Annotated in this window: 17 protein-coding genes; 14 read left to right on the top strand and 3 right to left on the bottom strand. The window is 40.5% G+C overall.

The genetic code is table 11. From position 1 onward, the window contains the following. Positions 1-5: 5 nt before the first annotated feature. Positions 6-1,391: a TolC family protein gene (locus AC57BQ_RS06405; protein ID WP_496405480.1), complete on the bottom strand. Its 1,386-nt coding sequence runs from the start codon at positions 1,389-1,391 to the stop codon at positions 6-8. Positions 1,392-1,522: 131 nt separating this feature from the next. Beyond that, positions 1,523-2,134: a TetR/AcrR family transcriptional regulator gene (locus AC57BQ_RS06400; RefSeq protein ID WP_496405479.1), complete on the bottom strand. Its 612-nt coding sequence runs from the start codon at positions 2,132-2,134 to the stop codon at positions 1,523-1,525. Positions 2,135-2,577: 443 nt separating this feature from the next. Here AC57BQ_RS06400 and AC57BQ_RS06395 point away from each other — a divergent pair, with 443 nt between their 5' ends. The 14 genes from AC57BQ_RS06395 to AC57BQ_RS06330 all read left to right on the top strand — a co-directional run bounded on the left by AC57BQ_RS06395 (position 2,578) and on the right by AC57BQ_RS06330 (position 20,761). Next, complete coding sequence (locus AC57BQ_RS06395; protein ID WP_496405478.1) at positions 2,578-3,165, top strand: RNA polymerase sigma-70 factor; 588 nt, start codon at positions 2,578-2,580, stop codon at positions 3,163-3,165. Positions 3,166-3,271: 106 nt separating this feature from the next. After that, positions 3,272-4,414 (top strand): FecR family protein, encoded by a 1,143-nt coding sequence (locus AC57BQ_RS06390; protein WP_496405477.1) that lies wholly within the window; start codon positions 3,272-3,274, stop codon positions 4,412-4,414. 235 nt (positions 4,415-4,649) lie between these two features. Continuing rightward, entirely contained in the window at positions 4,650-8,123 is a 3,474-nt protein-coding gene (locus AC57BQ_RS06385) for a TonB-dependent receptor (RefSeq protein WP_496405476.1), read from the top strand. A gap of 27 nt (positions 8,124-8,150) precedes the next feature. Further along, positions 8,151-10,076 carry a RagB/SusD family nutrient uptake outer membrane protein gene (locus AC57BQ_RS06380; protein ID WP_496405475.1) on the top strand — a complete coding sequence of 642 codons (1,926 nt, stop codon included), beginning with the start codon at positions 8,151-8,153 and terminating at the stop codon, positions 10,074-10,076. 39 nt (positions 10,077-10,115) lie between these two features. Continuing rightward, the gene (locus tag AC57BQ_RS06375) at positions 10,116-11,351 is read left to right on the top strand and encodes a DUF4959 domain-containing protein (protein ID WP_496405474.1); all 1,236 of its coding nucleotides are present in this window, start codon (positions 10,116-10,118) and stop codon (positions 11,349-11,351) included. A 48-nt stretch (positions 11,352-11,399) separates the two neighbouring features. Beyond that, on the top strand, positions 11,400-12,605 hold the full coding sequence (locus tag AC57BQ_RS06370; RefSeq protein WP_496405473.1) for a DUF4998 domain-containing protein: 1,206 nt from the start codon (positions 11,400-11,402) through the stop codon (positions 12,603-12,605). 94 nt (positions 12,606-12,699) lie between these two features. Further along, positions 12,700-13,599: an AraC family transcriptional regulator gene (locus AC57BQ_RS06365; protein ID WP_496405472.1), complete on the top strand. Its 900-nt coding sequence runs from the start codon at positions 12,700-12,702 to the stop codon at positions 13,597-13,599. A 240-nt stretch (positions 13,600-13,839) separates the two neighbouring features. After that, positions 13,840-14,205, top strand: a complete 366-nt coding sequence (locus AC57BQ_RS06360; RefSeq protein ID WP_496405471.1) for a transmembrane 220 family protein — start codon at positions 13,840-13,842, stop codon at positions 14,203-14,205. A gap of 54 nt (positions 14,206-14,259) precedes the next feature. Continuing rightward, positions 14,260-15,090 (top strand): EboA domain-containing protein, encoded by an 831-nt coding sequence (locus AC57BQ_RS06355; RefSeq protein WP_496405470.1) that lies wholly within the window; start codon positions 14,260-14,262, stop codon positions 15,088-15,090. A gap of 10 nt (positions 15,091-15,100) precedes the next feature. Continuing rightward, a complete protein-coding gene (locus tag AC57BQ_RS06350) occupies positions 15,101-16,087 on the top strand; it encodes a TatD family hydrolase (protein ID WP_496405469.1) in 987 nt (328 codons plus the stop codon). Between the two features lie 7 nt (positions 16,088-16,094). Then, positions 16,095-16,979 (top strand): UbiA-like protein EboC, encoded by an 885-nt coding sequence (gene eboC, locus AC57BQ_RS06345; RefSeq protein ID WP_496405468.1) that lies wholly within the window; start codon positions 16,095-16,097, stop codon positions 16,977-16,979. 43 nt (positions 16,980-17,022) lie between these two features. After that, on the top strand, positions 17,023-18,207 hold the full coding sequence (locus AC57BQ_RS06340; protein ID WP_496405467.1) for a 3-dehydroquinate synthase: 1,185 nt from the start codon (positions 17,023-17,025) through the stop codon (positions 18,205-18,207). Beyond that, entirely contained in the window at positions 18,204-19,415 is a 1,212-nt protein-coding gene (eboE, locus tag AC57BQ_RS06335) for a metabolite traffic protein EboE (protein WP_496405466.1), read from the top strand. Before AC57BQ_RS06340 ends, eboE begins: the two co-directional genes overlap by 4 nt. Next, a complete protein-coding gene (locus tag AC57BQ_RS06330) occupies positions 19,412-20,761 on the top strand; it encodes an alkaline phosphatase family protein (RefSeq protein ID WP_496405465.1) in 1,350 nt (449 codons plus the stop codon). The genes eboE and AC57BQ_RS06330 overlap by 4 nt, the downstream gene beginning before the upstream one ends. Before the next feature lie 31 nt (positions 20,762-20,792). On the opposite strand, the gene AC57BQ_RS06325 is transcribed toward AC57BQ_RS06330, so the two are convergent. After that, positions 20,793-22,178, bottom strand: a complete 1,386-nt coding sequence (locus AC57BQ_RS06325; RefSeq protein WP_496405464.1) for a DNA/RNA non-specific endonuclease — start codon at positions 22,176-22,178, stop codon at positions 20,793-20,795. Positions 22,179-22,576: the final 398 nt, after the last annotated feature.

Raw genomic sequence — 22,576 nt, 5'->3', positions numbered from 1 at the left:
ATAATTTATTTCTGATTAGGATTGTCAATAGGATAAGTAGCTTGTTCACGTTCAAGTTCGGCAAGAGCAATTTGTACATTGGTTTCTGCATCTGCCATTTGAAGACGCGCATTGGTAAGCTGATCTTGTGCATCTACCAATTCGAGGTAAAGTAGTTGTCCGGCCCGATAGGCTTTTAACTGATCGTTATAATATTTACCGGCAAACAATAACTGGGCGGTAATGCTCTTATAAGCCGCTCTGGCAGATTGATAGTTATTGTAAGTTTGATCAAGCTGTAATTGTAAGGATTGCTGGGTTTGATCAAGTTGCGCAATGGTGGAGTTTACATTTGCTCTTGATTGTTCGGCACGATACTTACGCTGCCCACCGGTAAAAATATCCCATTGCAGATTTACCCCCCATAAATAATACCGGGTTTTGTTATTGATGTTAAAGTCAAAACCTTGTGAACCAAGGTCAATAAAGGTGTTAACCTTAGGAATAAAACCTGATTTCTGTAATTTATAATCAAATGTGTAAACCTGTTGCATCGTTTGCAGTTGCTTTATTTCCTCACGGCGGCTGGTACCAAGAGTGGTATCAGGTGCTGTAATTATATCAGCGACGGTTTCACTTTCGATGAATATAGAATCCTGCAATGGGCGATTCAGTAGAAAATTAAAATACGATTTGGCATTTCGCATATTATGCTGCGCCTGTATCAAGGCCGCATTATTTTTCTCCCGTTCTGTTTGTGACCGGAGTAATGCGGTAGCATTACGTATACCATTACGTAGCATACTTTCGTTTTCCCGAATGTTCTCTTTTATCAATAACATAGCGCTGTTATAAGTTGCTATGCTTTGCATTGATTGGTAGTATCGATAATAAGCCGTCTTAATATCTTTTACCAAAGCTCTTTTATAAACATTTACTGCAGCTTGCTGACTGGTGATCAATTGTTGCTTGATCAACTTATTGTAGCGGATCTCAGCGTTAATGAGTGGCAATGAGGTGCGTAATTTGGCGTCGTAAAAGTTATTGGGATTGAGCAGAAAAGATTCATTCTTCAGTTGAGGGAATCTATTTGAATTGGTCAATTGATTAAGGGCTGTGTAAACCGGGTTAACCAGATCACCAACCGGCACATCTATAGTGCGACCACCAGCGGACCGGGTGTAACTTCCAAGCAGGCTCACCGTGGGCAAATACATGGCCTGCGCCTCTTTTAAGGCAGACATGGATTTATCCAGATCAAACTGTTGCTCCTTCAATCCTTGATTTTGCGCAAAAGCTATAGCTACATAATCATCCAATTGCCGGTGGTTGCTTTGACCGGATGCATGAGTATGACATAGCAACAAAAAGACAGAAATGGGGACTATCCCCTTAATAAACAATGTATACATAATGAACCTCGTTTAGTTATAGAATAAAAAAATTTATTTAAATGTTGTTTAAGAGCGATGTTTGATATAATCGCTTAAGAGTAAGCGATGTTTATATAATGAACAATGTTTATTAATAGATTAAATTTTTTTTATTTTGTTACAGCTGCTAAATAATCTTCCATTGTTTTTATCAGTACCTGAGGTACAGCTTCCTCCGATTCGATCATAATTTTTAAACGACAGCGTAAATTAAGTGATACCAGCCCATGCACCGTACTCCATATTTGTAAGGTGGCCTGCTGCACATCATTAATACGAAGCATATCCTTACTGATACAATCAGTAAGGCAATCGATTAAAAAATTCAGACAATTGGCTCCATTAACTTTATGAAGTTTTTCGTCTACGTTCATAGGCGCACGGATAATAAACATCAAATCGTAGAGTTCAGGGTTATTTAACCCAAAATTAATATAGGCGCGGCTAATCTGATTAAGTTTTTTGAGCGGATCAGTACTGGTCGCTTCTTTTTGAAATACCTCCAGTAAGCGACTATAGGCATCGGCTTGTACTTCATACAATAGTTCATCCTTATCCTTAAAATACAAATAAATTGTACCAGGGCTGTACTCTATAGCATCAGCTATACCCCGAATAGAGGTTTTAGCGTAGCCATCCTCCAGGAACATTTTCATGGCAGCAGCCGTAATCAGCTCCCTCATCTCCGTTTTTTCGCGTTCTTTTCTTTCTGTAACTCCCATGACTAATAAAATGCGCTGCAAATATAATGAACAATGTTCAGTATGCAAATAACACTCAATAGATGTGCTAAAAGTATTTAATTCCAGTAGATTACTAACCTTTTAAAAATCGGTTAAGATATCCTGATTTTTATTACCTTAGCTGACCTGACTTGTTCAATTATAACCAATTTTAACTGTTGCAAACAAAACAGTTCACTCATTATCAATAGCTTTTCTATTGATTTGAAATTTTAATATATTACCTGAACAAAAATCATTCAGAATATAATTAGAATTGAGGCTGCGCATGTTTATATAGTGTATGTTTATTTAAAATTAAAATATGGGAAAAACTTTACTTCAAATTTTGGGTGTGGCTTTTTGGAATGATCTGCGTGTAATGCCATCCCGCGACTATTAGTTTATCTGTTGATATTTTCAATCTTAGGGCCCCTCTTTATATGTCAGATTATAGCCATTATACTGATGAGTTACTTACCTTTCATTTAAAAAAAGGTGAACAGGCCGCGTTTACTGAAATTTATAACCGGTACTGGAGACAAATGCTGGCCATTGCATGGAACCACAGTAAAGATAGTGCTGTTGCCAAAGATATTGTTCATGATGTATTTATTTCACTGTGGGAAAAGTGTAACGAGGCTGATATTCGGAATTTACCGGCTTTTCTTGCTGGCTCCATTAAATTAAGTATCTATCATTATTATCAGAAGGAACAACGCCGCGGTGAACTGGCACAGCAGCATTTGGATTTTGAAACCATGGCTTATACAGAAGATAAGCTGGATGCCCGTTTTCTGCAACAGTATATCGACAGCATAGTGGAAGAACTTCCGGAAAAATGCCGCCTGGTTTTCCGGTACAGCCGTGAAAATGGCATGAAAAACTCAGAGATCGCAACTGAGATGCAAATTACCGAAAAAGGTGTAGAAGCCAATCTTACACGTGCCCTTAAAATCATTCGGGGTGGTCTTAAGAAATATGGTGGATTAATACTGATATCTTTCCAATTATACCGGTCTATCTTTTAAAATCAATCAATTGAGCAGCTTTTGAATAAAAATTAAAATTTATTTTAAAAAGGATATAGGGTAAAACGTTTTTCACGTAACATACCATTATAAAGCGCAATACCAATTGAACCGCCAAACCATTTATAACTTAATACAAAAGCACCAGGAAGGCCGGGCCACTGCTTCAGAGAAGCAAGCTTTGACTAATTGGTACAATAAAGTTTCAAGCGAAGCATCTGAATTTCCGGAGGATGAAGATAGTGTTCATGAAGAAATACTAACACGACTCCTGAGTGAGATCGACTTTCCAAAACCAAGATCCTTCCAATATAAAAAATGGGCGATCGCCGCATCCATCTTAATGATATTATCTGTGGGTGCCTTTTTTTTTGTCGGCAAACACAGGCAAATCACAAATTCAACCATCGCACTTAATCAGCAAATTAAACCTGGCAGTAACAAAGCTTTCTTAGTGCTGGCTAACGGTACAAAAATATTCTTAGCCGATGCGAAAAACGGTAAAATAGCACAGCAAAAAGGAAGCCAGGTGATCAAAACGACTGATGGTCAATTAATGTATAGTGCTAACCCAGACACCCCTACCGACGGCCCACTGCAATACAATACGATAGAAACACCCAAAGGGGGCCAATATCAGCTGCTTTTGCCCGACGGAACCCGGGTATGGCTTAATGCGGCGTCGTCTTTGAAATACCCTGTAAGTTTTACTTCTTTAAATGAAAGAAAGGTTGAACTAAGTGGGGAAGCCTATTTTGAAGTAGCGCATAATAAAAATATGCCTTTCAAAGTAATGACTAACAAACAATTGGTTGAAGTTTTAGGCACTCATTTTAACTTGAATGCTTATCCGGATGAGCTTAACACCAAAACCACGCTTTTAGAAGGGGCTGTTAAAATTATAGCCGGAAATAAAAACGCGACACTAAAGCCCGGACAGGAAGCCGACCTTACAACCACACTTAAAGTATCAGAGGTTGATCCTCGTGACGCTATAGATTGGAAAAATGGCTACTTCAGATTTGATGAGGATAATCTGGAAATTGTTATGCGGCAAATAGCGAGATGGTATGACGTAAAAGTTGTTTATGAGGACGAAAGCGTTAAAAAGGAATCATTAGTTGCTGTTACCACCCGTTTTTCCAATATATCAACCTTATTGAAAACGATAGAGCAAACCACTGATGCCAGATTTATCATTGAAGGTTCTACTGTCAGAGTTACCAAAAACAAACAAACCCAATTATAATATAACCCTATTTAAATTTAAACCGAGAAGAAAATGAAAGATTCCAGCTGACAAAAAGAAAATAGTTTAAAAGCAGGATCAGAGACACTCGCGATGTCTCTGACCTTAAAGCTTCTTAAATTAAAACGCTATTGGAGATAACAATTTTAACATTAACCAGCCTAAACAAATGTACAAAAATTTTACTACAAACATTTGTACGCCTTCGTGCTACACCAAGAAATTCCTTCTTATAATGAAAATAACGAGCCTTATACTCCTGCTTGCATTTATGCAGGTTAGCGCATCGGTCTTTTCGCAAAAAATAACTTACAAACAAAACAACGTTACATTAAAGCAGCTCTTCAGTGAAATCAACCGGCAAACCGGGTATAATGTATTTTGGTCTCCCAAGGGACCTCAAAAGAATTATACGCTAAACGTCGACTTTAAAAACACCACTCTTGAAGAAGCCCTGAATACTGCTTTGAAAACTTTCCGGCTCTCTTACATTATTGATGGCAAATCCATCATTATTAAGGCGGCGACTGTGGCGAAACCCGCCGTTACACCTGCCTTGATTGTGGCCGATGTAACTGTAACAGGATCGGTCAAGGATAGCAAGGGTGTGCCCCTGGCAGGGGTGAGTGTTTCTGTTGTTGGTAACTCTAAGCAGGGTACGGTAACAGATGTTAACGGTAAGTTTATTTTAGATGTAAAAGATAATGCTGTAATTAAATTAACTTTTGTCGGTTTTAAATCGCAAACGCTCACCGTAACACCCCAAACCAAGACATTTAATATAACACTGGAAGAAGACGTGCAAACTGCAGATGAAGTGGTTGTAACTGCCTACAACAGAAAACAGACACGCGAAGCCATAGTGGGATCTGTTACTACGGTAAAACCTGCCAATTTAAAAATACCTGCAAGTAACCTTACCAACGCGTTGGCGGGCCAGGTTGCAGGTATTATAGCCTACACACCAAGCGGGCAACCGGGACAGGATAACGCGCAATTCTTTATCAGGGGGGTAACTACTTTCGGTTATCGTCAAAGCCCCTTGATCCTGATTGATAACGTGGAGTTAACCGCAAATGATCTGGCCCGCTTAAATGTGGATGATATAGAAAGCTTTTCGATATTAAAAGACGCGAGCGCCACCGCTTTATACGGAGCCCGTGGGGGTAACGGTGTTATCCTGGTTAAAACAAAAGAAGGCAAGGCCGGCAAAGCGCAAATTAATGTGAGGGTCGAAAACGCCAGATCGCAATCTGTAAAAAGTATTGAGCTTGCCGATCCTATAACTTACATGAAACTTTACAATGAGGCTACCATTACCCGTAACCCATTGGCCGAACGGCCTTTTTCGGCTAATAAAATAGCCAATACAGAGGCTGCGATGAGAGGCGATCCGGGAAGCAATTCCTTTGTGTATCCTGCGGTCGACTGGCTTGGTTTGCTATTTAAAAAGCATACCGATACACAGCGTGCAGATATGAGCATACAAGGTGGCGGTGGTGCTGCACGCTACTACGTTGCCGGCTCATACAGCAATGATAACGGTATATTAAGAACCGACATCAGGAACAATAATAACAATAACGTTAAGTTTACTAATTATCAGCTGCGTTCAAATATAAATATCAATGTAAGTGATAAAACAGAGCTTGTTGTTCGTCTGTCGGGCACATTTAACCAGTATAACGGGCCGCAAAGTGCCGATGGAGGCTTTTCAACCGATCTTTACAACGAGGCAACACATACCAGTCCGGTTTTATTTCCGGCTTATTTTGAGCCGGATTCTGCCAATCTGAATGTTAAACACATTCTTTTTGGTAATGTACCCGGAACAAGCCCGAATACAACACAAACGCGTAATCCGTATGCCGATCTGTTACGGGGGCATAAAAACTCTAACGAATCAAGGTTGCTTGCCCAATTGGAGCTAAATCAAAATTTAGAGTTTGTAACCCAGGGTCTAAACTTCCACGCCATTTTTAGTACAAACCGTTATGCCTACTTTGAATCAAGCATGGCCTATAACCCCTTTTATTATACCATCGGTAATTATGATAAGGCATCAAACCAGTATACCTTACAATGGATAAATTCCCAGCCCGGACAGGCCCAGGAATACCTTAACTATAACCGGGATACGGGATCTGATAATCTGCAAACCCAGCTTTATCTGCAGGGAGTATTAGAGTACAGCAGAACTTTTGGCACTAACCATTCCATAAGTGGGGCTTTAATTGGTACCCGGCAGCAGCAAGTATATTCCAACAATAAAGACCCTGATCTTAACCAGTATACGCTGCAATATTCATTACCATACCGTAATCAAACGCTCGCCGGCCGGGCCACCTATGCATTTAAAAGCAAATATTTTCTGGAGTTTAACTTTGGTTATAACGGTTCTGAGCGTTTTTCTGATAACCACAGGCTGGGTTTTTTCCCAACTATCGGCGCATCATGGGTCCTGTCTGAGGAGAAATTCTGGGGTGACCTGTATAATGTGTTTGATCGCTTTAAATTGCGTGCCAGTTACGGTTTAGTAGGTAATGACCAGATCAGTAACCGCAGGTTCTTCTACCTGTCTGATGTCAATCTTAATGGTGGTGGTGGTGCTTCATTCGGCACCAATAACGATTACAGTCACGGTGGTGTTAGCATCAATAACTATGAAAATGATGATGTAACCTGGGAAAAATCTAAACAACTTAATCTGGGTTTGGAATTCACCGTTCTTAAAAACTTCAATGTAACTGCCGAGGTTTACAAAAACAATAAATATGATGTACTGCAAAACCGGAATAATATACCTTCAACAATGGGTCTGGAAGCGGCCATAGCTGCAAACATTGGTAAAGTAGAGTCGAAAGGAATTGATATCCAGATTGATGGTAAAACAAGCATAGGCAAGGGTGGTTTTTTATCTGCAAGAGCAAATTTCACCTATACCGCAAACAAATATGTTCAGTATGAAGAGCCTGATTACAACGAAAAATACAGGCTTTTAACCGGACAGCCGCTCAATCGCAATTTTGGTTATGTAGCCGAGCGCTTATTTGTTGATGATGAGGAAGCGAGAAACTCACCAACACAAATTTTTAGTACAAATGGCTTCCCGCCTCAAGGGGGTGATATTAAATATCGTGACCTTAATGGCGACGGCAAAATAGATGGCGCCGATCAAACATTCCTGGGCGATCCAACCATCCCTCAAATAGTATATGGTTTTGGTGTAAGCGGGGGCTGGCATGGCTTTGATCTTTCGGCATTTTTCCAGGGACAGGCAAAGGTTTCTTTCTTTATTGATCCGGCTCGTACCAGTCCTTTTATACAAAGCCCTGATAACTACTATAACGGTAATACACAATTATTGAAGGCCTATGCCGATAACCACTGGTCAGAAGATAACCAGAATTTATATGCTTTATATCCAAGGTTAGGTATTAACGGCGCTCAAATAGAAAACAACAGGCAAAACAGTACCTGGTGGATGCGCGATGGTAGTTTCCTAAGGCTCAAATCAGCCGAGTTAGGATATACCCTGCCAGATAAAATTGCTAAAAGCTTAGGAGTAAGAAAGACCCGCATATATTTTAACGGTTTAAATCTGCTTACCTGGAGCCCCTTTAAAATGTGGGATCCGGAATTGGGCGGCAGAGGGTTTAACTATCCTATACAAAAGGTATTTAACGTAGGTATAAATGTTAACCTGTAATTATTAACTGACAATTTGTTTAAGAATATGAAATCATATTACAAATATTTATTCATGGTAGCCTTAGCAATTACGGGTGTATCATGTAAAAAGTACCTTGATGTTGTCCCTGACAATGTTGGTACTATTGATTATGCCTTCAGAAACCGTAATGAGGCCGAAAATTATCTTTTTGGATGTTACAATGCACTGCAAAACTTTGCTAACGTACAGACAAATGTAGGTTTTGTAACCTCGGGAGAAACTCTTTTTCCAAATGACCTTACCGATAACAACAGTGTTAACACGCAGGGTTTTAACCTGGTGCGCGGAACGCAAAGCGCTCAAACCCCCGCGCTTAATTATTGGGATGGCGAAGGCAGCGGTCAGGCATTATTTAAAGCTATCAGGAAATGCAATACCATGCTCGAAAATATTGATAAACCTATTGATCTGAGCGCAGCTGAAAAGGAACGATGGATAGCCGAAACAAAATTTTTGAAAGCTTACTATAATTACTATCTGTACAGGATGTATGGCCCTATACCTATTATTGATGTAAACCTGCCTATTAATGCCACAACAGACGAAACAAAAGTAAAAAGGGCACCGGCAGATTCCGTAGTAAACTATATAGTTAGACTGCTTGATCAGGCTGTACCCGGTTTGCCTCCGGTTATTCAGAACCAGGCCCAGGAACTGGGACGCATAACAAAAACAATTGCCCTGTGTGTAAAGGCAGAGGTACTGGCAACCGCAGCAAGCCCTTTATTTAATGGCAATCCAGATCTGTCGTCATTAAAGAATAAAGATGGTCAGGTGCTTTTTAGTGCAACCTATGATGCTACAAAATGGGACAGGGCTGCCACCGCATGTCTTGATGCTATTAAAAGCGCCGAAGCAAATGGTGCCAGGTTACACATAACAACCGACCTTACAGCAAACATTCCTGCAAACCTTACCGATTCGTTAAAGAAGGTATTAAACCTGCAAACCACCATTACCGATAAATGGGAAACAAACCCTGAACTGATATGGGCCTTAAACGGGCATTTTGGATTTGGTAACCAGGAATATTTTATGCCCAGGTTAACCGCAGACGCCGCAAGTAGTTTAATTGCTCAGGGAACTATTGCTGCTCCAATAAGTCAGCAGGAATTGTTTTATACCAACAATGGCGTGCCCATTACTGAAGATAAAACCTGGGATTACGCCAACCGCTACACCAAACAAACCAGTGATAATGCCAACAGGTTTTATATCCACAACGGCTATGAAACTGTAAAAGCGCATTTCAACCGTGAGCCAAGATTTTATGCCGATCTGGCCTTTGATGGCAGCGTATGGTATGGCAATGGCAAGTTGGGTAATGGCGAAGACGCCTATTTTGTAGCAGGTAAAGGCCCTTCATCATATGCAGGTCCAAAGGACTACATCCGTTTAAATGAAACGGGGTATTGGCCCAAAAAACTGGTTAATTATTTAACAGTTTATGATAAAACCATGACCTGGGAAGATTTCCACCTTCCGGTAATAAGACTTGCAGGTATGTATTTACTATATGCCGAAATACTTAATGAGCAGGGAAAAACATCGGCTGAGGTGATACCTTATATTGATAGAGTTAGGACAAGGGCCGGGTTACCAGGGGTTGTTGATGCCTGGACAAATTATTCAAAAACTCCGGGCAAGTTTACCACGAAAGATGGTTTGCGCCAGATCATACACCAGGAAAGACGGATTGAACTGGCCTTTGAAGCACAAGCCGGATGGGATCTGCGCCGATGGAAGGAATTACAAGATGTTATGGCCAAGCCATTACAGGGTTGGAGTGTTTTTGAAGAATCATTTGTGAACTATTACCGTCCGCATACCATTATAACGCCTGTTTTCAATACCAGGAATTATATGTGGCCAATAAAGGCAGATAATCTTATAATTAATAATAACCTCGTACAAAACCCTAACTGGTAATCTGCCAACAAAAGGATTTTAACAGATAATTGAAAAATTATGAAAAGTATATATAAATATTCATTGCAGCTTTTTATGGGTTTGCTAATGATAGGCATAATTTCCTGTAAGCGGAATGATGGTTTTAGTACCAGTCCGATATCTACAGATAAAACCAAACCCGGCGTAGTAACCAATATTAAAGTAGATAATTTTAACGGGGGCGCTTATATAACTTATGATCTGCCCAATTCCGAAAACCTGCTTTATGTATTAGCCAAATACAGCATAAGGGATAAAGTTGGCAGAGAAACCAAATCGTCATACTATAAAGATACCGTGGTAGTGAACGGTTTTGCAGAATCAAAAGACTATCAGGTTACCCTGTATGCGGTTAGTAAAGCTGAGGTAATGTCTGATCCGGTTATAGTTACTGTACACCCCCAAACACCCATTTACAAGTTAGTAAGACCAAGTGCAGTTATATCGCCTGACTTTAGCGGGGTTAATATAAAAGCATTAAATCCACTAAAAAAAGATATAGGTGTAATAGTAACCGCATTTAACGATGTAACAAAGGCTATGGAAGTGGAGGAGCAACACTTTACAAAAAGCGATACCATTGATTTTTCGGTGAGGGGCTTTAAGTCAACAGCAAGAGATTTTGGCGTATATATTACCGATGAGTGGGGAAACATTTCAGATACCCTTAAAGCAAATCTTACCCCATTATACGAAGAGTTATTAGATAAGAGCCAATTTGCCACCTATACCCTACCAAGTGATGCCCCACTTTATGAAAATGGCAGCAGTGGATGGACAGTTAATAAGTTATGGGATGATAAACTGACTGACCCAGGCTGGCACACCGATTCAAATGTCCAGCCCCCTTTTGTCTGTACTTTTAGCGTAGGCAAAACCTATAAACTAAGCCGCTTTATGATGTGGGGGCGCAGAGGTTTTGAATATGGGCATGGTAACCCCCGCGATTTCAGTATTTGGGGCACTAACAAAACACTGCCTGCCGACGCTGTTTTACCTGTTAACTCTGCCGTAGGTACAGTTGTAGGCGATTGGACAAACATGGGTAATTTTCATTGGCCGCCACCACCATCTGGTTTACCATCAACAGCTGTTAATCAAAGTGACAGGGATTTCTTTAACCAGGGTGCGGGCTTTAATGTGCCGTTTGATGCGCCTTCGATAAAATATCTGCGGATCAATGTAGGAAGAACATGGGAAGGTGGAACGCTTGCACATATAATTGAGGTTTCATTTTATGGCAAACCTGAATAGTGTTCAGGTTTATAAAAGCATGAATTAATTACTTATTAAAATAAGAACATGAAAAATCTTCTATATACGCTGTTTGGCTGTATGTTATTAATCATAATGTACGGTTGCAATAAAACACAAACAGACTTTAAAAATTTGCTGGGCGATCACGAAGTCGTTTATACTGGTGCAGTAAACGCAGTAGTTACTCAGCCCGGAAATTTGCGCATAGGTCTTAAATGGAAATCAAGTTCAGATCCAAGTATCGTTAAATATGTAGTATACTGGAATAACAAAGCCGACTCTCAAATAGTCAAAATTTCTACTAAAGCAGATAGCGTAAGAACCACTATCACAGGGCTCAAGGAGTTTGTTTACACATTTACCATATACTCTTTTGATGCAAAAGGCAATAAATCAATCCCTTTTGAGGTAAATAATATAAAGGTCTATGGTCCTGTTTACGCTGGTACTTTACTCAACAGGGCCTATAACGGAACACGCCCGTATAAAAACAATGCAGATGGATCTGTAAAACTAATGTTTAACACCCCTGATACCATTAATATAAATACGGTGATCAAATATACCAATGCATCCGGTTCAACTGTTTTAGTGAATCTTTCGCCGGATAGTAATTCTATTACGCTGCCTCATTTTAAGCAGGGAACTAAAATCCAGTATCAATCGTCATATATCCCAGAAAGAACCGCCATTGATACCTTCGTAGTCGACAGGTTTGAGGATTTTCCGGATATCGTGCCACAGTATGTGCAATGTGATAGATCGCTGTTCAAATCCATGTCGTTGCCGAATGATGTACATGCCGATTTCGGAACAAGCTTTGAGAAGCTATGGGACGGCAGCGTAGGCCCGCAATCTTATCCTAATATTTTCCACTCCAATGAGTCGCCACTGCCCCACCATTTTACATTTGATTTGGGTAAGGTGTACGATTATTTGGGCCGTATCGAGGAAACCGGTCGCAACCAATCGCATAACCCGCTTGATTTTGAGGTTTGGGGTATCGCCGATGTTACCAACGCCGCCACAACCTTGCCTGGCACCGATCCGGGATGGACGGCCGAAATGAAGGCAAAAGGATGGACGCTGCTCAAAGAGTGCGTACGTACTGATGATGGTCAGCAAGCCATGAAGTTTGATTTTATCAGCAACCCGCCGCCGGTGCGTTATATCCGGATAAGGGTTAAAACCAATGCAAGCGGCGAAAACTATAGCAATATCAGTGAGCTTACCTTTTGGAATATAGAGTAAGTATCTTATGATCCAATAATGAACAATTGAAGAACCTGACCGGGCCTTTATAATCCGCATAAAGCCTGGTCGGGTTTATTTCAAAAAGATCTACATGCAAAACCATACCAAAAAGAGAGATGGCTTCAGCGGTGAAAAGCTTCATAATGTAGCCTTAAAAACATTGCGGGAGGCTAAAGAAAATAACCCTTCCCTTTTCCCGGTCTTTATAACTCAGATAGGCTATTTCCCAAGGGCCGAATTCCATTATCGGGAAAGAAAAAACGGGTGCAGGGATAATATACTGATCTATTGTGTGGAAGGAAAAGGTCATTATATATTAGATAACACACTTTATGAAGTTAATCGTAACCAGTTTGTGATTTTACCAGCTACCAGCAGTTATATGTGTTACTGGGCCGATAACGATAATCCCTGGACTATTTATTGGTTACATTTTACCGGCGATAATATTGAATTATTTAATCAGGCACTTGACCTGACCATAGCACGGGGGCCTATTTCCGTACCTTTTAATGAAGAAACCCTGACCATATGGCAAAATATTTATGAAATCCTTAAAACAGGTCATAAAATTGATAGTTTATATCGCTCAAACTTTTATCTGTTTCATTTTCTGGCTACTTTTTTGTTTCCGGGAGGACATCTTCAGCCAGAACCTAAACCGGAAGGTAATATGGTTATTAACAAAACTATCCAGATCATGCAGAGCCATCTTGACCAGCGGCTTACTATAGAAAAAATTGCCGACCAGGTTAATCTATCACCCTCCTATTTTGCCATGTTCTTCAAAAGGGTTACCGGAGTTTCACCGATTGATTATTTTATCAATCTGAAAATAAAAAGGGCTTGTCAATTATTAAGTGAAACAAACCATAATATCAAAACTATTGCCCTGAGCTGTGGCTATGATGACCCTTATTATTTTTCACGAATTTTCAAAAAATGTATTGGTGTGTCCCCGGGCAGGTATCGTACTCAAACACATATTTGAGTTATTGTATTTTCATTTCCCCAATAAAGCTCCATCATTTATATAAAGATTGGTTTATCGTTGCAAATGAGGCAAAGCTCAAAGAAAACCAGTCTTGATTTCAAGTAAAAAATTTGAAATTTTCTTTTCAGAATTTTTACCCTCATATTAGCCACTGCAATCGATAACAAACCAGATATCATAACGTTTTGGATATATGGTTTTCAGATCGTAATTGCATACCATATTAATTCAATTTTTATGATCCTAATTATCCTAAACATTATTTTTTGTTTATCATTTTTGGTATTTGCCTATCTCAATTTAAATGATGTTGATCCCTGGCTTTGGGTGCCCATCTATCTGAGTGCTTCTATTAGCTGTGGACTGGTTGTTTTTGGTAAATATTACCAAACCATATGGCTTCTATTGGTGGCTTTCTACTTAATTTATGCTATAATCTTATTTTTTGCCAAAGATGGTGTGCGCGACTGGGTAACAAAATATAAGAAGCCAAGCCTGGTTGAAAGTATGCAGGCCACCAAACCCTACATTGAGCAAACGCGTGAGTTTTTTGGTTTATTGATCATTTCAGCTGCATTGTTGATCAATTATTTTGCCACATGAGTATTTCATGCATATCCGTAATATTTCATTACTCACCTCATGATTTGATTTTTTATGCCTATTTATGATATAGCAAAAATAGAGGCCGCTATGGCAGGTATTATTAAAGATAATGTTTCACCAGATACCTGGATGTGGCTTCAACAGTTCAGGAAGTTGCCTAATGATTATTCTGCCCTGAATACAGCGTTTATGATCATTCCCCGAAAAACAGGAAAATCAGCTGTAACGACCAATGATTCGTTCAAAAACTGGACTATTGACAGGCTATGCCGTGTATGGTTGCTTTTGCAATGGGATATAACAGATAAGGACAAATATTATCAAACCATTGAAAATCTGTTTTTATCAGCAGAAATGAATGAATCGGTGGCATTATATGCTGCATTGCCTTTTCTTGCTTACCCTGAAATATGGGTAAAAAGATGCGCCGAAGGTGTCCGTAGTAATATCGGCTCCGTTTTAGAGGCCATTATGTATAACAACCCGTATCCACTAGTATATCTGGATCAGGCAGCCTGGAATCAACTGATATTAAAAGCTTTTTTTACCGAAAAAAATGTGCCGTTAATAATTGGTATGGATCAACGGGCCAATAAAGAGCTTGCACTAATACTTAGCGATTATGCCCGTGAGCGATGGGCCGCTGGTCGTAAGGTAAACCCAACATTATGGCGATTGGTGGCAAGATTTATTGATGATAAAATTTTTGAAGACATCAAAATAGGTCTTACCCGTGATGATATGACCGAAAAAGAAGCGATAGCATTGGCTATCTCAGAATCCCGCTTTGAGCCTGCAAAGCAATGGTTAAGTAATATTCCTGAATTAAAGTCGGTAGTAAGTGATAAAGCATTAAATTGGGATAAGGTATCTATAAATTAAAAATATAATTATGTGTTGTAGCCATTCGATAGAAAAAGATAAGGAAGAAAGAAAAACTCTTGAAGCATTTGATTTAAGTTCGGTAAAAGGGATGAAGTTTTTTGATCCCCATGTTCACATGACTTCCCGCACCACAGATGATTATCAGGCAATGGCCGATGCGGGTGTTGTGGCTCTTATTGAACCTGCGTTTTGGCTGGGTCAGCCGCGCACTGGTCTGGACAGCTTTAGAGATTATTATAGTAGCCTGATCGGTTGGGAGAGATTTCGCTCATCTCAATTCGGTATAAAACATTACTGTACCATTGGATTGAATTCACGCGAAGCTAATAATGAACCATTAGCCGAACAGGTGATGGAGCTTTTACCTCTGTTTGTTTACAAAGATGGCGTGGTTGGTATCGGCGAGATAGGTTTTGATGACCAGACCGCTGCTGAAGAGAAATATTATCGCCTACAGCTGGAGTTGGCCAAAGAAGCCGGTTTGCCCGTGCAAATTCATACCCCCCACCGCGATAAAAAGAGAGGCACCCAACGCAGTATGGATATTGCTCTCGAACATGGGCTTGAACCATATAAAGTAATTGTTGATCATAACAATGAAGAAACTGTTAAAGAAGTGCTCGACAAAGGTTTTTGGGCTGCTTTTACCATTTATCCATTCACAAAAATGGGTAATGAACGCATGGTTGACATTGCCACACAATATGGCTCCGAGCGTATCATGATCAATTCAGCTGCTGATTGGGGTATCAGTGATCCTCTTGCTGTTCCCAAAACTGCCGCGTTGATGAAAATGCGCGGCTTAAACGATCAGGATATTGAGTTAATAACCTATCGTAATGCCATAACCGCGTTTGCACAAAGCGGTCAGATTGATGAAGCTGATTTCGCGACTCCAAAGAACATCGACCAAACCGAAAAATTTGAAGGGAACACGATTCTGCGTGGAGGGCAGCAACCGCGTATCGATAAATCTTCCATTATTATCAGCTAAAGTCATAGTGAAAAAAACATTCATTTATTTACGAATGATGAGGCCCGCCAATATCGTTACCTCGGTGGCCGATGTATTGGCTGGCATTGCCATTGCCGGTGTGTTTACAGCTACCGTTGCAGGGCATTGGCTTTCCATAATATTACTATGTTGCTCCACAGCTTGTTTATACGGCGGCGGGATAGTTTTTAACGATGTTTTTGATGCCAATTTAGATCGTATAGAGCGCCCAGAACGTGCTATACCAAGTGGATTAGTCACCTTAACGGAAGCAACGTTATTAGGTACTGTATTGCTTTTAACAGGTGTAACCCTCGCGGCTCTGCATAGCTTAACATCAAGTGTATTTGCCCTGGCAATCGCGTTTTTTGCTTTATTGTATAATAAAGCGGGGAAACATCACTCCTTTTTTGGCCCATTAAACATGGGGATTTGCCGGGGTTTGAATCTATTACTGGGTGTTAGTATAATCCCAGCCATGCTTTACAGTCATTATTGGCTTGCCTGTATCCCGGTTATTTACATATTTTCTATCACCATGACAAGTCGGGGTGAGGTACATGGCGGTAATCAAAAGAACCTGTATATAGCTGCCTGCCTTTACGCGATAGTTATAGGTTCCATTCTGTATTTTTCCTTTATCAACCAGCAATGGTTATGGTCGCTTATTTTTCTATTGCCTTTTGCATGGATGATATTTAAGCCGCTTAGCAAGGCTATCCAACAACCCATTGGTAAAAATATCGGCGCAGCGGTTAAAGCGGGCGTTATATCATTAATATTGATGGACGCAGCCTGGGCAGTCACCTTCAGCTCCATTTACCCGGCTTTATGTATCGCTGCCTTATTACCGGTATCCATGTGGTTGTCCAAACTTTTTGCTGTTACCTGATCTCATTATGCTCATTAATAAATCGTCTCAATACCCATATCATATGGATACGCTACATCAATCATTTACTGTAAAATTTAGTTATGATGTTTTTTTCACATCTGCACTTTTTGACACTACCAATAAACTCATCAATGATTTTTTAACCGGCAGCAACCCTTCCGTTTCTGTAAAAAAAATTCTTTTTGTGATTGACGATGGCGTAGCAAATACTCATCCTGCTCTGGTCAGTCAAATAAAAGATTATTTTATCCAACATAACCAAACGCAGTTAGTACAGGATATATTGATTATTCCAGGTGGTGAAATGGTAAAAAATGATACCCGGTATCTGGACCAGGTTTTAGAGGCCATCAACATTCACGGGATAGACCGGCATTCTTTTGTGGCGGCCATAGGCGGAGGCGCCATATTGGACATGGTTGGTTACGCAGCTACCATTAGTCACCGAGGCGTTAAACACATTCGCATACCAACTACTGTTCTATCACAAAATGATTCTGGCATAGGCGTTAAAAACGGTATCAATTACTTTAGTAAAAAAAACTTCCTGGGCACATTCTCCCCTCCTGCGGCGGTTTTTAATGATGAATTGTTTTTGAGCACCTTATCAGACCGCGACTGGCGATCGGGCATAGCTGAAGCTATAAAAGTTGCCCTGATCAAAGATCAAAGCTTTTTCATATGGTTAGAAGAAAACGCCGCCTTATTAGCACAGCGCGACAAGGTTGCTATGAACTATCAGATATGGAAATGCGCCCAATTACACATGGAACATATCCGCGGTACTGATCCTTTTGAAAGCGGCTCAGCACGACCACTTGATTTTGGTCATTGGAGCGCGCACAAGTTAGAATATCTCACCAATTTTGAGATCAGGCATGGTGAGGCGGTAGCCATGGGGATCGCTTTAGATACCGTATACTCCAATTTATCAGGCCGTTTATCAACTGATGAATCACAAAGAGTATTGAACCTGATCCAAAAATTAGGATTTGAGCTTACACTCCCCTTACTTCAGGTTGAACAGGATGACAGTCCCATATTATTGGGTTTACAAGAGTTTCGCGAGCATTTGGGTGGGCAATTAACCATTACGATGTTAACAGCCATAGGCAAAGGCGAAGAGGTTCATGAAATGGATGCCGAAATCATTAAAAAAACAGGCGAAATTTTACATGAGCTCAACCAGCAGGCAACGCACAACCTTTCATCTTCGATCTTATGAAATTAGATTCAGGACATCTAACCTTCTGTACAAATATTTATGCCGGTGAAAGCTGGGCCGCTCATTTTGCCGTTTTAAAAGAAAGCTTCCCGGTAATTAAAAAAGACCTATCACCTCATGAACCTATAGGAATAGGCCTACGCCTTTCTAACCACGCCAGTATAGACATATTGGAGGACGATCATCTCCAGGAATTTAAACAATGGTTACAAGCCGTTGATGGGTATGTTTTCACCATGAATGGTTTCCCTTACGGTGGCTTTCATCATACCAGGGTTAAAGACCAGGTACACGCGCCAGATTGGACTACTGATGAACGGGTGGCCTACACCATCCGGCTCTTTAATATACTGGCGCAATTATTACCAGCTGGGATGGATGGGGGGATTTCAACATCTCCCTTAAGTTATAAACCCTGGTTTACAACTGCTGAAGAAAGTGAGCAAGCTAAGGATATCGCTACACAAAATATCCTGGCTGTGGTCGAAGCATTACATCACATACAGGAGTCCACCGGCACTTTATTACACCTCGATATTGAGCCTGAACCAGACGGTTTTCTGGAATCAGGTCCGGAATTTATTAACTGGTTTGAAAACGATCTGCTAGCGAAAGGTAAAACCTACTGCTCTGAAAAATTAGGTATAAATCAGGATGAAGCAGAGAAATTACTAAAAAGACACGTTTGTTTATGCTATGATGTTTGTCACTTTGCTATTGGTTATGAGCCGCATACGGCCATCATTGAACAGCTCAGGGCAAAAGGTATTCGAGTTGGTAAAATTCAAATTAGTGCCGCGTTAAAAACCCAGCTTCCGGCATCAGCGGCCGAAAGATCAAAAGTACTTGACGAACTTTCAAAATTTGATGAACCTACCTACCTTCATCAGGTTATTGCCAAACGTAATGATGGTTCGCTGATACGTTATCCTGATCTTTCAGAAGCATTGGCAGACGGACAAAATCCGGACGTTACGGAGTGGCGGGCACACTTTCATGTCCCGATCTTTGAGGAAGACATGGGCGTGGTTAAATCTACCCAAACAGATATTATAGAAGTACTTTCTCTTCAAAAGAACAGCCCTTTCACGCATCACCTCGAAGTAGAGACCTATACCTGGGAGGTTTTGCCTTCCTCGTTAAAAATCCCCTTGAATGAATCAATTATCAGGGAATTGGCCTGGGTTAAAACAAAATTATTATCATGAATAAAACAGTAGTAATTGATATTGTAGGATTATCATCTTCGGTAATAGGACAACATACGCCCTTTCTTCAACAATATATCGCCCAAAAACATATAAGCACCATTGAGCCTCTGTTGCCTGCTGTTACAACCGCGGTACAATCAACCTATTTAACAGGAAAATTCCCTTCAGACACTGGCATTGTTGGTAATGGTTGGTATGATCATGCCGATAGTGAGGTAAAATTCTGGAAACAGTCAAACAAACTCGTTCAGGGTGAAAAGATATGGGATAAAGCCAAAAAAGAAGATCCGTCCTTTACCTGTGCCAATATGTTTTGGTGGTACAATATGTATTCATCGGCAGATTATTCGGTAACCCCCCGCCCCAATTACCTGGCAGACGGGCGTAAATTACCTGATTGTTACTCCCAGCCGGCTGAATTACGCGACCATCTACAAAGCAAACTGGGCCAATTTCCCCTATTTCAGTTTTGGGGACCTGGTGCCAATATTAAATCAACACAATGGATCGCTGATGCGGCTATGGAGAATGAGGAGCTGCACAATCCTACGCTTACTTTGATCTATCTCCCCCACCTTGATTATTGTCTTCAAAAATTCGGGCCCGATCTGGCTAAAATTGGTAAAGAACTGCAAGAAATTGACGAGGTGGTTAAACAGCTGGTAACTTTTTATCAAACCAAAGAGGCCCGCATTATCCTGCTTTCGGAATATGGCATTGCTCCTGTAGATAACCCTATTCACCTCAATCGCATATTAAGAGAACATGGTCTTTTACAAATCAGAACAGAGCGAGGACTGGAGCTGTTGGATGCAGGCGCATCCAAAGCATTTGCAGTTGCAGATCACCAGATAGCCCATATCTATATCAATGATAAAACGATAACCGAACAGGTAAAAACCTTACTGCAGGGTATACCTGGTGTAGAATTGGTGCTTGATAAAACAGAACAGGTTAAACATCATATCAACCATGAACGCTCTGGCGATCTGGTATTGATGGCGGCTGAAAACAGCTGGTTCACCTACTATTTCTGGCTTGATGATGCTAAAGCACCTGACTATGCACGGTCAGTTGACATTCATAAAAAACCGGGCTATGATCCGGTGGAAATGTTTATGACCTCCAAATTAAGGGCGGGATACAAACTTTTAAGAAAAAAAGCAGGCTTAAGATATGTGATGGACGTTATACCACTTGATGCCACCTTAATAAAAGGATCACATGGCCGAATTGGTATTTCTGAAGCTTATAAACCTATTATCATTACCAATGAAAGTAATGATATCAAAAACATCAACGCGACTGATGTTTTTGATATCATATGGCAGCATCTGCATTAATCAGGATATTGCACCTGCTTAAATCAGATTATTAGTTAGCCGTACCAGCGTCTCGCTTTGTTTCCAGCGCGGTGCGTATACTGGCGGGCAAATTAGAGAATAAGGTATAACCGGTAGCATTTTCAATATCTTTTACCGTAGTAATATATTGAGTCCAGTCTGTGCTGAGAGTGTTGATATTAGGTGTATTTACAGCTATCACGCGTGTGTCAGTGGTAATACGACTCAGGTCGTTATTTCCGTTGGGTATAACTACAATCACCTTCCAGATGTTGGATGGCACAACCACATGTCCACCGTCAACAGTGGTAGCTGAACCAGCAGAGCCGGTACCACCCGAACCATAACTCCCCATAACTACATAGATCTCATTACCTGCGGTTACTAAAGTTCGCCCATAAGCTTCCAGGTTAGCCCAGGTGTGCTCATTATTGTTTGGGGCCTGCGGAATCATATTATCCATTAAAAAAGTGGCTTGATTAGCCGCTGTGGTAGAAGTCCGGTCGGCGCTCGGGCAGTTATGCCCCCGGTCAAAGCCAGAACCCGAATAACTGGTATTTGACACTTCATACCAGCCGGCAGGTAAATTGGTATCCGCCCGGAAATCATTAGAACGATCAATAGAACCTAATGACGTACTACCTACATACCAGCTTACCCAGTTGGGTACGCCTTTATCACGATTGTAACTCTCGATAAAATAGGTTTGATCGATCAGGTAATTATCCGCATTAGCAGTACTGCTTGTGGCAGCGCTTGGATTACCTAACAACAGGTTGGTATTATCAGCGATTGAACTTCCAGATCCTCCACCGGTTCCACCACCTGAACCCGAGTCAAAGCTATTGATGGTAAAATCATCAATGTTAATTCGGTTAGCGCCACCGGAAGTCTTTCTCAATTGAAAACGTAAAGAACCGGATTGGTTAACATTAAAAGTAGCCGTGTTTAAAGTGGTGCTTGATGCGGTTATCTCAATAGATCCCACTTGTGTATAACTGCTTCCTCCGTTTGAGGAAACCCATAACTGAAATGCTGAAGATCCGTCGGTACCATAAACCGCGTAATTCATAGTAACGGTCGAAGCACCTGTACTGACATCAAAGTTCATACTTAAGGTCCCGGTATTACGGATACGAACAGAGCGGCTACCGTTTTTCCGATCAGAGGTACTGGTTCCGATCAAAGCGTCATCTAGATTCCAGGAACCGCTGTTCAATGCGACATCGGCTGCCGCATACCCGGTCTTTGATCCGGACTCAAAATCTTCATCAAAAGTTTGTACCACAGCCTGAGTTTTTGCTTTGGTACTGATCGTTGCAGGATCTGTTGGAATTGGGCTTACTAATGATTTCTGGCAGGATATCAGTAGCAGTGATGAGATAAGGAGAACAAATGAGGACCGTTTTAATTGCATAATATTTATTTTAGTTTATAATGCAATAAAATTAAGTCAGGCAATATTAGCCCTTGATTAAATGATTGTTCTTTAATTATTAAGAAAATAGAAGAATACCCCAATAAACTACTTCAATTCAATTCGACAAGCGCTCATCATGTTGTATCATTGCTGAGTTGACGTTTAGCAAAAAAATATTTATGCAAAAACATGGTTTACACTGTAAACCGTGTTTTTACTGTAAAATAAAAATAACTAATTGATTAACAGAAATTTAAATATATTTTAATCATAAAAAGTGTAAACCATGTAAACCCAATTTTTGTTAATGGGGTATTGATTAAATAGCTTTTAAGGATAATTAAAAAGCCATTCCCTTTTAAAGAAATGGCCTTTTTTGATATTGTTGTAATATA

The organism is Mucilaginibacter sp. BGA-UO-ETr-C110, assembly GCF_059567985.1.
The sequence above is the reverse complement of the archived record's forward strand: the minus strand, read 5'-3'. Positions and strand labels throughout refer to the sequence as shown.